This is a genomic window from Ekhidna sp. (genome assembly GCF_965228795.1).
Taxonomy (GTDB): Bacteria; Bacteroidota; Bacteroidia; order Cytophagales; family Cyclobacteriaceae; genus Ekhidna.
This window is the reverse complement of sequence record NZ_OZ245839.1, coordinates 2,083,807-2,097,866: the sequence shown is the minus strand read 5'-3', so window position 1 is coordinate 2,097,866 and position 14,060 is coordinate 2,083,807. Positions and strand designations below refer to the sequence as shown.

Annotated in this window: 13 protein-coding genes and 1 riboswitch; of the genes, 7 read left to right on the top strand and 6 right to left on the bottom strand. The window is 40.8% G+C overall.

Going from position 1 to position 14,060, the window contains the following annotated elements:
* Window positions 1-31: 31 nt before the first annotated feature.
* The gene (locus ACQK2H_RS09540; RefSeq protein ID WP_425391209.1) at window positions 32-1,240 is read right to left on the bottom strand and encodes a trans-sulfuration enzyme family protein; all 1,209 of its coding nucleotides are present in this window, start codon (window positions 1,238-1,240) and stop codon (window positions 32-34) included.
* Window positions 1,241-1,390: 150 nt separating this feature from the next.
* Window positions 1,391-1,491: riboswitch (SAM riboswitch) on the bottom strand.
* A 173-nt stretch (window positions 1,492-1,664) separates the two neighbouring features.
* Between ACQK2H_RS09540 and ACQK2H_RS09535 the strand changes: the two genes are divergently transcribed.
* Window positions 1,665-4,031, top strand: a complete 2,367-nt coding sequence (locus ACQK2H_RS09535; RefSeq protein WP_425391208.1) for an ABC transporter permease — start codon at window positions 1,665-1,667, stop codon at window positions 4,029-4,031.
* Here the strand turns inward: ACQK2H_RS09535 and ACQK2H_RS09530 are convergent, their stop codons facing one another.
* Window positions 4,032-4,838, bottom strand: a complete 807-nt coding sequence (locus ACQK2H_RS09530) for an aminotransferase class IV (protein ID WP_425391207.1) — start codon at window positions 4,836-4,838, stop codon at window positions 4,032-4,034. It lies immediately after the preceding gene.
* Window positions 4,839-4,887: 49 nt separating this feature from the next.
* Between ACQK2H_RS09530 and ACQK2H_RS09525 the strand changes: the two genes are divergently transcribed.
* Window positions 4,888-6,087: an aminoacetone oxidase family FAD-binding enzyme gene (locus ACQK2H_RS09525; RefSeq protein ID WP_425391206.1), complete on the top strand. Its 1,200-nt coding sequence runs from the start codon at window positions 4,888-4,890 to the stop codon at window positions 6,085-6,087.
* 47 nt (window positions 6,088-6,134) lie between these two features.
* On the opposite strand, the gene ACQK2H_RS09520 is transcribed toward ACQK2H_RS09525, so the two are convergent.
* Window positions 6,135-6,764 carry a 2OG-Fe(II) oxygenase gene (locus tag ACQK2H_RS09520; protein WP_425391205.1) on the bottom strand — a complete coding sequence of 210 codons (630 nt, stop codon included), beginning with the start codon at window positions 6,762-6,764 and terminating at the stop codon, window positions 6,135-6,137.
* A gap of 51 nt (window positions 6,765-6,815) precedes the next feature.
* Between ACQK2H_RS09520 and ACQK2H_RS09515 the strand changes: the two genes are divergently transcribed.
* The gene (locus ACQK2H_RS09515) at window positions 6,816-7,178 is read left to right on the top strand and encodes a glyoxalase (protein WP_425391204.1); all 363 of its coding nucleotides are present in this window, start codon (window positions 6,816-6,818) and stop codon (window positions 7,176-7,178) included.
* 1 nt (window position 7,179) lies between these two features.
* Here the strand turns inward: ACQK2H_RS09515 and ACQK2H_RS09510 are convergent, their stop codons facing one another.
* Complete coding sequence (locus ACQK2H_RS09510; protein WP_425391203.1) at window positions 7,180-7,389, bottom strand: RNA-binding S4 domain-containing protein; 210 nt, start codon at window positions 7,387-7,389, stop codon at window positions 7,180-7,182.
* Window positions 7,390-7,546: 157 nt separating this feature from the next.
* Between ACQK2H_RS09510 and ACQK2H_RS09505 the strand changes: the two genes are divergently transcribed.
* From ACQK2H_RS09505 to ACQK2H_RS09490, 4 genes are all read left to right on the top strand, one after another.
* Window positions 7,547-7,873 carry a PadR family transcriptional regulator gene (locus ACQK2H_RS09505; RefSeq protein WP_425391202.1) on the top strand — a complete coding sequence of 109 codons (327 nt, stop codon included), beginning with the start codon at window positions 7,547-7,549 and terminating at the stop codon, window positions 7,871-7,873.
* On the top strand, window positions 7,870-10,479 hold the full coding sequence (locus ACQK2H_RS09500; RefSeq protein WP_425391201.1) for an ABC transporter permease: 2,610 nt from the start codon (window positions 7,870-7,872) through the stop codon (window positions 10,477-10,479). The genes ACQK2H_RS09505 and ACQK2H_RS09500 overlap by 4 nt, the downstream gene beginning before the upstream one ends.
* Before the next feature lie 77 nt (window positions 10,480-10,556).
* Complete coding sequence (locus tag ACQK2H_RS09495) at window positions 10,557-11,294, top strand: tRNA1(Val) (adenine(37)-N6)-methyltransferase (RefSeq protein ID WP_425391200.1); 738 nt, start codon at window positions 10,557-10,559, stop codon at window positions 11,292-11,294.
* Between the two features lie 30 nt (window positions 11,295-11,324).
* On the top strand, window positions 11,325-11,780 hold the full coding sequence (locus tag ACQK2H_RS09490; protein ID WP_425391199.1) for a hypothetical protein: 456 nt from the start codon (window positions 11,325-11,327) through the stop codon (window positions 11,778-11,780).
* 55 nt (window positions 11,781-11,835) lie between these two features.
* Here ACQK2H_RS09490 and ACQK2H_RS09485 read toward each other — a convergent pair whose 3' ends face one another.
* Both ACQK2H_RS09485 and ACQK2H_RS09480 read right to left on the bottom strand, forming a co-directional pair.
* On the bottom strand, window positions 11,836-13,512 hold the full coding sequence (locus ACQK2H_RS09485) for a M56 family metallopeptidase (protein WP_425391198.1): 1,677 nt from the start codon (window positions 13,510-13,512) through the stop codon (window positions 11,836-11,838).
* Entirely contained in the window at window positions 13,505-13,879 is a 375-nt protein-coding gene (locus ACQK2H_RS09480) for a BlaI/MecI/CopY family transcriptional regulator (RefSeq protein ID WP_425391197.1), read from the bottom strand. Before ACQK2H_RS09480 ends, ACQK2H_RS09485 begins: the two co-directional genes overlap by 8 nt.
* Window positions 13,880-14,060: the final 181 nt, after the last annotated feature.

Here is a 14,060-nt window from a genome sequence, read left to right as displayed (position 1 = left end):
CAGATGCCGATCCATGTCAGGTGTTTTATTTTCATGACGATACTAGTTTTTCGATTCTTGGATTTACTTGTTTGTCCTTGCTGGCCTGCAGGGCTTGTTCAATGTCGTTGAGAATGTCATTCACATTTTCAAGACCCACAGAAATGCGAACCAGTCCCGGCGCAATGCCTACGCTTGCTCGCTCCTCTTCAGTCAGTTTACTATGAGTTGTACTAGCCGGATGTGTGACTGTCGTTCGCGTATCACCCAGGTTGGGTGTCAGACTGAGCATGTTCAGGTTATCAAGAAAACGCGCGCCTCTTTCCAATCCACCTTTCACAATGAAAGTCACGATCGCACCTCCATGCTTCATTTGTTTTTTCGCTAGCTCCCGCTGCGGGTGGCTTTCCAGAAATGGATACTTCACCAGCTCCAATTCTTCATGCCCTTCCAGATAAGAAGCGATCTTATACGCATTTTCACAATGTTTCTCCATCCGAACAGCCAGCGTCTCCAGACTTTTACTTAAGACCCATGCATTGAATGGTGACAAGCTCGGACCCGTGTGGCGAGCGAAGAATCGTAGCTCTTCAATTAAATCCTTTTTACCAACAATTGCTCCACCTAGCGTCCTGCCCTGCCCATCAATGAACTTGGTAGCAGAATGAGTGACAATATGCGCTCCCCATTCAATTGGGTTTTGCAGATATGGTGTAGCAAAACAATTATCTACATTAAGTATGAGATTGTGCTTTTCAGCCAGCTGGCCCAGGTACTCCAGATCAACAATGTCCAGTCCCGGATTAGAGGGCGTTTCCACAAAGATCATTTTAGTCTTTGGTGTGATCAAGCTCTCCCATTTTTCCGGTCGATGCAGGTTGAAATAAGAATGATCGATCCCCCATTTCGGAAAGATCTTAGTGAAGAGCTGATGCGTCGACCCGAACAGTGCCCTGGATGCCAACACATGATCACCATGCTGTAACAGTCCGGCCATGCTTGTAAACATCGCCGACATGCCTGTGGCTGTGGCTAATCCATCTTCTGCCCCCTCGAGGTAACAGAGTTTCTGAATAAACTCATCCGTGTTTGGGTTGGAGTATCGTGAGTAAATGTTTCCCCGAATCTCATCATTGAATTTGGCTCTGGCCTCCTCCGCATTATCGAAGGTGAATGAGCTCGTGAGATAGACCGGGGCAGAATGCTCCTTCTGAGAAGCATTCGGCAATTGTGTGCGAATTGCTTGCGTTTCAAAATTCATTTGAACGGGATTTAAGAAATTGAAAAAAAGGGAAAGTAGGGACAGACCTGCTCTAGGAGCGGTCAAGAATTAACAGCAGCAACAGCACATTGATCTGGCGTGCGTGTTGAGTAATTGGATGTCCTGAATGTGTTTGTGTACTTTTTTCATAATTTATATTCACTTTAAAAGTTCAGGAATTAGCACCTTGGTTTGGTTACCAGGTTGCTAGCACATCAACGAGCCTGTCTCTCCGTGCTTCTGTATAAATTATCTGTTCATCTCTGAAAAGATGCGCCAAAGCTGAATCAAAGATTTTGAACTTCCAAAAAAATATTTCAAAAAATTCTAATAGAAGCTGTAACCTCTTGGAAAGGTGATGGTACAATTAGCATCGAAATGCAACTTTTCATTATCTCAGACATCCTTAATAAAACATCCAACCATGAAACTCAAATACTACCTCAGAATCACGTTACGCAACTTTTTACGTCACAGAGTTTCTTCCCTCGTTAATCTAATTGGCCTCACCACCGGACTCACTTGTGCCTTCTTTATCTACCTCTGGGTGCAGGATGAATTGAGTGTGAATAAATTTCATGAGAAAGATGACCGATTGTTTCGTGTCATGGAATTTCAGACCTATTCTAATGAAATGTTTGCCACCAACTCTACTCCGGGCATACTGGCGGAAAACTTAAAATTGGATTTTCCAGACATCAAATATGCTGCCACCACTACCTGGATTGGTAAGTCTCTTTTATCATATAACAAAGACAAATATTTTAAAGAAGAAGGCTTTCATGTTGGAGCTGATTACTTCAATATTTTTACTTATCCATTATTGGTAGGCAATCCAGATGATGTTTTAAAGGACAAATCCTCTATTTGTATTTCGAGAAATCTGGCAGAAAAATTCTTTGGCGATGTAGAAAGTGCCGTGGGTAAAGCACTTCGATATGAAAACGATCGGGACTTTATCGTGACTGGCGTATTTGAAAACATCCCTAAAAACTCTACTTATCGTTTCGATTTTGTCTTACCATTTGAAGACTTCAAGGATGACAATGAGTGGGTAACAAGCTGGGGAAACAATGGGCCACACACCTATGTGATTTTAGAAGAAGGGGCTGAACAACAAGCAGTTACCGAAAAGATCTCAGGATACGTAAAAAGCAAAAATGAGGATGGTGATAGTAATGTCGATCTATTCTTGAAAAAGTATTCAGAGCAGTATCTCTATGGTAAATACACCAATGGTGTTCAGGATGGAGGTCGCATCGAATATGTTAGGTTGTTTTCTATCATTGCCATTTTCATCCTGGTCATTGCTTGCATCAATTTTATGAATTTATCTACTGCCCGGGCATCCAAACGTGCGCATGAAGTGGGTGTGAGAAAAGCCATAGGTGCTGACAGACAAACGCTGATCAAACAATTCATAGGAGAATCTCTATTGATCACTTTCTTTTCAATGATTCTAGCCTATCTGCTGGTTCTCATCCTGCTTCCTCAATTCAATTTTATTACTGACAAGGAAATTTCACTGCAAATCACTCCTGAGATTTTATTATTCTCCATTGGCACAGTCATTATCACCGGACTAATGGCTGGAAGTTACCCTGCATTATACCTGACTCATTTCAACCCCGTGAAAGTCTTGAAGGGCGAAATAAAAAGTTCTGCCGGTGAAGTTTGGGCTAGAAAAGGGTTGGTGATTTTTCAGTTTACCATCACCATCATTCTCATTGTAGGTGTCATTGTGATCCACAAGCAAACCAGCTATGCACTCACCAAAAACCTTGGATACGATCGTGATAATGTAGTCTTTTTCAGCCAGGAAGGAACTATCCAAGACAAAAGAGAAGCCTTTTTTACCGAGCTACAAAAAATTCCCGGAGTGGCTTCTGCAGCAGGAACAAGTCACACCTTACTCCATCAAATGAATAATACCAGTGGGCTGGAGTGGCGTACAAAACAACCGGAAGAACGAATACTTTTTGAGAACATTCGTGTGGATCATGAATTCCAGGAAACCATGGGCATGGAGCTTGTTGCAGGTCGGTGGTTTGACAAGCAATTTGGTGCCGACAGCACCAAAATAGTAATCAACGAGGCTGCAGTGAGAGTGATGGGCTTTACACCAGAAGAAGCCATAGGAGAAACCATCAAACTCTGGGAAGAATATGACTTACAAATTGTTGGAGTACTGAAGGATTTCCATTATCAGTCCATCCACAGGGAAGTAGATCCGGCGTTCTTTTGGTTAGGGAATACCTGGAATGTAGCTGTGAGGTTAGAGCAAGACAAAGAAGTATTGGCCATGTCGGAAGTGCAGCAACTTTATGAAACATTCTGCCCCGGATTCATTTTTGAGTACCAGTTTCTAGACAAAAGTTATCAGGAATTGTATGAATCCGAAACACGAATAGGCACACTTTCCTCCTACTTTGCAGGATTTGCCATTCTCATTTCATGTCTCGGCCTTTTCGGTTTAGCTACTTTCACAGCAGAACGACGATTGAAAGAAATCGGTATTCGAAAAGTATTGGGTGCATCGGTGAGCAATATTGTGATGATGCTATCGAAAGACTTTACCAAGTTGGTAGCAATTTCAATCATTATAGCCATCCCAATTTCTTATTATTTCATGGATAAGTGGCTGGAAAGCTTTGCTTACAAGATTGATCTGAACTTTTGGATATTTCTGGGCACTGCAGCTATTTCATTGATCATCGCGTGGCTAACGGTGAGCTCTCAGGCACTCAGGGCAGCACACGTTAATCCCTCCAAGTGTCTGAAGGATGAGTGATTAATCCATCAATTTCTGCTGGAAAAGTTGGCTGATCTTTCTTGAGAAAGGGCCAACTTTTCCACTCCCTATTGAGTTTCCATCAACCTCTACAATTGGACAGACTTCCTTAAGTGTACTACAGATAAATATTTCATCAGCTGTAAAAAAGTCATCAACAGTGACACCCGTCACTTCCACAGAACCAACCTGTGCAGCAACTTCCAGTACCTGTTTTCTTGTTATGCCTTCAAGTATATTTTCTGCCGGCGTTTTGATTACACCATCCTTTATAATAAAAACATTACTTCTTGATGCTTCGCTAATCAAATTGTCCTTATGATAAATGACATCTATAGCTCCTGCTTTGGCCTTCTTACGATGCAACAGATTGCTTGTAAAGTAGCTGATCGTCTTGATCTGAGGATATTCGCGTACATAATCATGTAAGATTACACTAGCATAAGGCGCAGGTTGATGGCTGGACAGGTCGGACTGTAGAATAAAAAATAATGGAGATAATTCCGGATCAGAATCTTTACCGTCAGCAAGGAGCATCAGCTTAAATCCGGCATCTGTATAACCGTTCCAATCTCTTAGCGTATCCACTGCTTCTCGAATTTCATCCTGCTCTATAATGTGAGATAAATCCATAAATCGTTGAGACTTTTCAAAACGATCTAAGTGATTTTGAATGAACGAGTATTTGCCGTTGCGCATCCGAAAGAAATCGAACACACCAAAGCCTCGATGAACACCAAAGTTGTGAATGGATAGACTTGCCTCCTTTTCATCTACCATCCCTCCATTGAAATAACAGTATGCCATAATGATCAAATTGAGCACTTAATTTAACACAATTGCTTTTCTTTGAAACGTGAAAGTGATCGTTATAGGTGGAGGCGCTGCAGGATTTTTTGCTGCCATCAACATTGCAGAGAAACACCCGAACTATCAGGTGACCATCCTTGAAAAATCAAGCAAACTACTGGCTAAAGTCAAAGTCTCCGGCGGTGGACGTTGCAACGTGACAAATGCCCGTACCAAGCCTTCCGAACTGGTACCTTTCTACCCCAGAGGCAACAAAAAGCTTCATCCGCTTTTCAAAAAATTCAGCTCATCAGATATGGTAGCCTGGCTGAACCAGCGAGGGGTGGAAACCAAAGCTGAAGGAGACCTGCGAATGTTTCCGGTTACCGATGATTCCCAGACCATTATCGATTGTTTCCTGAAAGAAGCAAAGAAGCATGGGGTAACCATTCAACAGAATGAAGCACTGACGCAATTGGAACAGAGAGATGGTGAATGGATGGTTCACACTAAAGCCACGACTTATAATGCGGATAAAGTAATAGTAGCCACAGGCTCCTCAACCGCCACATGGAAGCTATTAGAAAATCTGGAACTTGAACTAACCGATTTAGTTCCCTCACTTTTCACCTTCAACATCACAGATTCCCGATTACAAGACCTGCAAGGTATTTCGTTCGACCATGCGCAGGTAAAAGTGACCGGCACCAAACTGGAGGAGAGCGGCCCACTCTTAATCACCCATTGGGGACTAAGTGGTCCGGCGGTGCTGAAGCTGTCGTCTCGTGGAGCGTATAAGCTTGCAGAAAAAAAATATCAATTTGATATCCTGATCAACTTTACCGGAACGTTGAAATCAGATGAAATCAGAACCAGGATAATGGAGTATGCAGCAGCTAACCCAAAGCGAAAAGTGATTAACTACCCGCTTTTTGAATTGCCTAAACGATTCTGGGAACGAGTCACCAGCCATTGTGAAATTGGAGCAGAAACTCCCTTTATGGAACTTTCCAAAAAGCACCTTAACAAACTGGTGGAAGAGCTTGGGCAAGGGCGATATGAAGTAGATGGAAAAAGTACATTTAAAGAAGAGTTTGTCACAGCCGGAGGCATCAAACTTTCTGAGGTGGATCTAAGCACCTTCGAGTGCAAACGGTTTCCCAACCTCTACCTGGCTGGCGAGGTGCTGGACATAGACGCCCTTACCGGAGGGTTTAACTTTCAGGCTTGCTGGAGTGCCGGGTGGGTGATTTCGAAGTGTATTTGAGGAACTCTTGGAAAGTTTGAAGCTTTCCAAAAGCTTACGTCCCTAAATCACCCCAAAACAAACCCTACCCCACTCGGCTGATAGAGCAACCAACCAGTAAGGCTATAGCGGCCCACATTTGTTTGCATCACCTCGTGTGGTACTTCTGCACTTTTAAACATCACACATCGTCGGGCAATGGGATCAATGATCAACTCATCGTTTTCCCGAAAGATTTTCAATTCACCTCCATCGCCTTTTTTCCAGCCTTCGTTCAGGTAAATGATCATGGAGATCATTCGGTTGCTTCGTTCCTTAAATTGATCTACATGCCTTTTATAAAATGTACCTTCCGGATAGTAAGCCAGGTGGAATTCATATCCGGACAAGCTGAGATAGCACAAACGATTAAGAGTCAATTTTACTTCTTCAATCAAATCAAAAACAACCGAAATTTCTTTATCCCGTGCTTTATCTATCCAATGAGTAAAGTCACCTCGTATGGTAGTGTCCAGTGTGTTATTTAATATAGAACCTATGCCTGCCCTTTCGAAAGCATCCTGATCTAGTTTTTTCGTCAAGAAATTTCTTAGCTGTAGATAGAGATCATTTGTAATAAACTCATCAATAACAACAAAATCATGTTCTGAAAGCTGATCAACCCAGTCAATCCACTTTTCCTCGGGATGAAAATTCACAATTGAGAAAATTATGCGAAATTACATAAACAAACCAGTCACCAACAAACCATGAAACCTACCGTAAATTCAATCAGAACCTTCGTGGGTGCGAAAGATTATAAGCGCTCACGTGAATTTTACAAAGAATGGGGGTTCAAGGAAGTAATCACCTCCCCTAAAATGTCTTATTTCTCAATTGATAAGTTTGGATTTTATCTGCAAGACTATTTTGTGAAAGATTGGATTGAAAATTCCATGATTTTTCTGGAAGTAGAAGACCTTAAAGAGTATTGGGAAATACTGAAAGCCAAAAACCTGGATCAAAAATTCGAAGGAGTCAAGCTTGTGGAGCCGGCTTCATTTGAATGGGGTAACGAAGGGTTTGTTTACGATCCATCCGGTGTGCTTTGGCACGTAGGTGAGTTCAATTAGGCTACTCAACTTTCACCTCTTCTCCTTCAAAGAAAACCACATCTCCGGAGCGGAGCTTCTTTCTTCTTTGCGTCTCTACCTGGCCATTTACATGGACCAGACCTTCATCTATAAACTGCTTCGCCTCCCCTCCTGAACCTACTAAATTCATGATTTTCAGTAGTTTATTCAGTTCAATGAAATCGTGTCCCTCTAACTCAAATGTTTGCATGAGGCAAAGCTAAATCGAATATTTTGATATTTATTCTTAAAAACAGAAACATATCATTTAGAATTGTCGTATGATTAATTCTTAAAAGTAGAAAGTAATTAGAGATTAAACCTATTTTTGTAACCCTGACACTTCTAGGATAGAATAATACTAAATCATGAAAGGATACATTGGAGAATTTGAAGAGCTGGTCTTGCTGACCATCGCCAACCTGGCTAAAGATGCCTATGGAGTCGCCATACTCAACGACATTTCAGAACGTGCCAATCGAAAGCTGAGCATTGGCGCACTGCACTCCACCCTTACACGACTGGAAGAGAAAGGATATATTTCCTCCTACCTCGGGGAACCTACGAAAGAACGTGGTGGCCGGCGCAAACGATACTTCGAACTAACGGATAGTGCCAAAATGGAGCTTTCCAATATGAAAGCGCTGAGAGATCAACTTTGGGCAGGAGCTAAACTCAATTTATCTACTAAATGAATCGTCCTCCTGCTCTTGCACAAAAACTACTGAAATGGTACGCCGGAAAGGCGGACCTGGAAGACATTCAAGGAGACCTGGATGAGGTCTATGGACTAACCCTTGAAGAGTCCGGTAAAGTAAAAGCCGGCTTCAAATACTGGATGCAGGTGCTATCCCTCCTGTTTTCCTACGGACTAAAAAAGCGGAAGACTAAAGCCGCGTACTCTCCATTTTATCACAAAAACTCAATTGCAATGTTTAAAAACTATTTCAAAATTGCGTTTCGAAACTTCTCGAAGCACAAGCTTTTCACTTCCCTCAATATGCTCGGGCTAGCCCTGGGTATGTCCATCTGCCTGTTGGCGCTATCGATTTCCGTGGCGATCTATCAATCAGATTCATGGCAGGAAAATAAAGAACGAATCTTCCAGATAAACACCTATGTTGGTGATCAAGAGAATACCCGAACCTTTGCTTCGACCTTCTATGCCATGGGAAAGCACCTTGAAGAGCAATACCCATTTGTAGAAAAATCGGTTACCATCCGTCCGGACTTCAATCCTGAAATAAATCATCATGGTAACGAAATAAATTTTCGTGGGTATTTTACCGAGCAGTCGTTTTTAGATGTCTTCAGTTTTAAGCTAATAAAAGGCGACCAAAAAACAGCCCTATCCTCCCCTTCCAGCATCATTCTCACACAAGAGGTAGCAGAAACCCTTTTCAGAGATGAAGACCCAATGGGCAAAAGCCTGGAAACTAATTATGGGGTATTCACTGTGACCGGTGTAATGGAAAATCCGAAACAAACACACTTATATTTTCAGGTGCTTGGTTCCATTGAAAATCACCCTACAAATGCCACACGAAATGTGGCAAGTGACTGGGTCAACTTTAAATGGAATTATGTTTATGTGCTGCTTGATGAAGCTAAATCAGAGGATGATTTGGAGCAAGCACTGGCACAATCTTCAATGCAAGCTGCTTCATTCAATCCTGAAAAAGAAATCGAACTGGAATATATCAACCTTGAGGGCGTGGTGCCTCGCTGGAATATCAGCCAGGCAATTGGTATCGGATGGGATCAACCCTCTATGTTATTCTTTCTGACTATAGGTATTTTGGTGCTTCTACCTGCGGTATTCAACTACACAAATATGTCCATTGCTCGTGCTCTGAAGCGTGCCAAAGAAATCGGTATACGCAAAGTAGTGGGTGCAGAGAAGCATCAAATCAAAGCACAGTTTATTATCGAGACCATCATACTTTCGGTCATTGCACTGGCTGGATCTTTGGCTCTCCTATACCCAATGAAGCGAGAGTTTTTGGGTATGATTATTGGCGGTGGGATGCTGGATACCAACCCCAACTTCGCACAGATTATTACATTCCTTATTTTTTCAATTCTGGTTGGGTTGCTGGCAGGTCTTTTTCCTGCACAGTACTTTTCAAGGCTCAATCCCATTCAGACAATGAAAGGGGAAATTAAAAATGGAAAAAGTAATGTTTCAGGATTCAAAAAAGGACTGTTTGTTTTCCAATTCTTTCTTTCGCTAGTATTTGTAATAGGCGTGGCGGCTATGGGCCGACAGTATACGTATGTCCTCAATAATAACCATGGATTCCAATCAGAAAACATTCTATCCATTCCTTTTGAGAAAATTGATAAACAGATCGCATTAAATGAGCTAGCCAATCATCCGGATGTAAAAGCGATTACCACTGCATCTAGTCTACCTGGAGTCTCTATTAATGGCTCCAACCATGCAACATCCAATGATCAGGACACCATCCAGGTAAATGAAGTATTTATTGGAGATAATTTCATCGAGAATATGAACATGGATCTCAAATGGGGTGAAAGTGAATCATTGAAACGATCTAACCAAAATGAAGAGTTGGTACTTGTCAACCAACAATTCATCGAATCTATGAAGGTCTTCAATGTGCAAAAAGACAGCCTCAGGTTTACATTAAATGACGGAACTAAATGCCGAATTGTAGGCATATTGAATGACTTCAATTATGAGACACTCAACGAGTTGATTAATCCATTAATCATGCGATATTCTATAGAGGATAGTCATTATGCACTTCTCACAGTGAGTTCATCAAACATAAAACGTACCATCGAAGAACTTGAATCCATATGGCAAGGAATAGATCAGGAAATCAGTTTCCATGCTTCCTTTCTTGACGATGAGATCGAAGATGCATACTGGTTTCTTCGAGTACAAATGAAGTTTTTTGCTGTACTAAGCACCTTGGCTATTACTATCTCATGCTTGGGTCTGCTTGGAATGGTCACTTACACGACCGAAAACCGAACCAAAGAAATAGCTGTTCGCAAGATCATGGGTGCTTCAAACTACAGTTTATATTACCTACTCACCAAGGACTTCATTAAATTGATAATGATTTCTGCTTTGATCGCCATCCCAGTTTCATACGTGTTTTACGATAAGGTTTTGTTATACTTCATTATCCGCTATGGCACAGGGTTGGGCTTTCTGGAGATTTTCGGAAGCATTCTGTTTTTGTTCCTTGTTGGACTATCCTCCATCTATTGGCAGACATCCAAAGTAACAAGAGCCAATCCGGCAACTAAGCTGAGGTATGAATAGGTTATTTCCACCTACCCCCTCTCTTAGATGAGAGAGGGGTGGCCGCAGGTCGGGGTGAGTTGATATATATTCGCTCCATGCCGAACTCCTATTTCCAATTCAAACAGTTTCACATCGAACAGTCACAATCAGGTATGAAGGTAACTACCGATGCATGCCTTTTCGGCGGCTGGGTAGCCAATGAGATTAAAAAGTCAGGAGAGCCAAAACGAATCTTAGATATTGGAACCGGAACCGGTCTTCTATCACTAATGCTGGCGCAGGTGACTAAGTCCTGTCAAATTGATGCGATTGAAGTGAATGACTTGGCATTTGAACAAGCCAATGCCAACTTTAACAATTCTTCATGGACGTCAAGACTCAATATATATCATTCAAAGCTTCAGCAGTTTCATTCAAATCATAAGTATGATTTAATTATTTGTAATCCGCCCTTTTTTAATAACAGTACAAAAGGTAAAAAAGCAGCCAAAAACCTTGCGCTTCACAATGAAAGCCTGCCTGTTCATGACCTAACAGCAGCTGTAAGAAACCTTCTCTCTGTAAATGGAACATGCTATGTACTATATCCTGAGCGGGAAATGAATGTATTCACAGCTGAGGCTGAAAAGTCAGGGCTTTATCCATCGCATTATGCTTATGTGAAGAATGAAAAAGACCAGCCAATCTTTAGAGTGATGCGTTGTTTTACTTTTCAAAAAACCATTGTCGGAGCTTCAGAAATCATCATTCGAAAAGAAGAATTAAAGTATACGAATGAATTTTGGGAATTGCTAAAAGGATATTATCAGGAATATAACAACCCCAACTTGTAATAAATCGACTCAATTGAGCACTAACCAGCCATGAATTTGATACAACTTAAGCCCAGACCGTCAATTGATTTAATATCAACTAAAAAATATAACGCGCTTCAATCATACTTAAATGCACTATCTGCTATGCAACTCCCTGATGAGTTTGTCTCCTATGCCAACGGGAAAATAGAGCGATTGAATGCTTTGAGCGATTCAGATCCAATTCTTAGGAAGGAGATCCGAAAGCTTCAATCAACACTTTCCAACAGTGCACTTAAACAGCTTAAAATTGTTCCTCAAAATTACTATCTCACCCTGGGAATGTCCGTAGGTATGGCTGCCCTTGGAATTCCTTTTGGATTAATGTTTAGCCTGGCATTGGACAGCTTTGCCTTTATTGGAATTGGGCTTCCAATTGGGCTTGGAATAGGATTGGCGATTGGTACCGGACTGGATAAAAAAGCGGAAGCGGAAGGTAGGCAGCTTAAAACAGTTTCTGTATAAAGCACAAGAATAGAGCGAATTAAGGCATTTGATTAAATGCCTTACTTTATTAAGATCAGACTTTCTCAAGCAAAATAGCCATAGGAACTCCCTCTCTTACCTCTCGATACTGTTCCTTTGCCTCTTCACTGGTTTTCTGTTCTCCATTAATTTCGAAGAAACTTTTGCCAAACATTTCTTCCGCGCGCTCTTCATAGATTTTGTAAAATCCTAGTTTCATTAATTGAAAATTAGATAAGTAATTTTTGAAGGTATCTGAATCCCGAAAAATACCTCGAACAACATATTTCGATTCCATTTTTCCAATATGCTTTCTAACCAATGCTTCAACCTGATCTGTAATTGCATCAGATGATCCGCCTAAATCAATTTCTAAAAGATCTAAACCATGCTCTGCGATAAACTCATCAGTAAGTTCAGGAACCATAATCTTGGATTTACTATTTGGCCCTGGAGGTAACTGAATCGGAGCATTAAGTACTCTTCCTGAAGAGTTTTCACACTGATAAACCATCAAACGGAGGTCATTTCTTCTGAAAGCTTCTTGTACCTCATTGACTAGTTTCATTTTTTGAGATTGATCAATTTTTAAAACTACTTCTGTTTTGCTATTGTAATCTCGTGCGAAATTATCAATGTCTGCTAGACTCACTCTAGCTCCATTTACGAAGATCTCATTATCCTTAATCGTTACCCCAATATGATTAGAAGAATTCACTTCAAAAAAAATGTAATAAGAATCAAGTACTGGAAGATTCACGGAAATCTCTTCTTTCAATGTCGCACCCTGTTCATCTAGTTTTGAATTACATTGAATAACGATTAGGCTAAAAAATGTAGTAATTGCGATCACTGTGGCTACCTTGAACTTTCCAAGACCACCTAGTTTTTGTATGTTCATCATGGTTATTCTCTTTTTAATGAATGATAAATTGAAATTGTGTACCAACCCGAATGAGTTGTTGCTGATCAATTGTCTCAAAAGCAAGGTCTGATACTCAACCAAGGAATAACCCTGTTTAATCATTTTTCTATCTGCTATGTATTCATGGGTCGTTTTAAGGGATTTACCAAGCCACCAGATCACCGGATTGAACCAGAGTATGGCACTCAAAAGTTGAACAATTATTAAATCAAAAGAATGTCTCTGCCTGATATGGGTTTTCTCATGTTCCAGTATTTGAAAAAACTCTTTACTATCAATCATCTCTTTGGGTACAAAGACACTATTTATAAAGGAAAATGGAGCCATTTGATATGGAACCTTAACAATGTTAATTCCATCTACCACCTCTTCCGGATTCCCTGCCTTTAGATTTGAAATCCATCGCACCATCCATATCAACCGAAAAATCATTACCACCAACCCTGTGCTGTAAATGATCAGAAGTACTTTAATGATCATTCCATCGTGGTTTTCCTTTTTCTCCGCTCCTACCGAAGAGGTAGTAAAATCCTGGTCAAACAATACTGCTGACCATTCAGAAACCGCACCTTGATATGTCAATCGGATATCACTAAGCTGTTGCATGGGCTGATCAATTACACCCCTTTCCTGAGAAAGAAAATCAACACTTAATAGCGGCAAGGTGAATGCGCAAGCCAAAGCTCCCAGTAGGTAAAACCTGTTGAAATTGAAGGAAGCCTCCTTTCGCAACAACAGATAATAAATAAGGTACAATACCCCCAGAAACACACTTGATTCCAAGAGGAATACGATCACTTTATTCATCTTTCTTTGATTTTAAATCCTCCAGCATCCGCATCACTTCATCCACCTCCTCTTTTTTCAGCTCTTTACTTTCTGAAAAGAAGTTGACCACCTGCTTCAATGAATTGTTGTAATAATCTGATACCAATCGGGACAACTGATTTTTCCGGTACTCTTCCTTTGAAATTAGTGGGTGGTATTGATGGGCATTACCATAAGCTGTATAACCTACGATTTCCTTTTGCACCAACACCCTCACAATGGTAGAAACCGAATTGTAAGGAGGTTTAGGGTCGGGATACTGCTCAAGGATATCCTTGATAAAACCTTTTTCAATACCCCAGAGAATCTTCATAATCTTCTCCTCTGCCTTGGTTAAAGTAATCATGCTTTTAAGTGTTTTATTTAATCAGCAGTACAAGCTTACAACTTAATTTTAAGTTATGCAACTTATTATTAAGTTTATCTATTTAAAAGTAAGTTGAATCACCAATGTTAACAACTCACTCAAAGCATGAAATTCCAGTACTGAACTTTTTCTATCCATCATTACTTTTACCATTCAAATA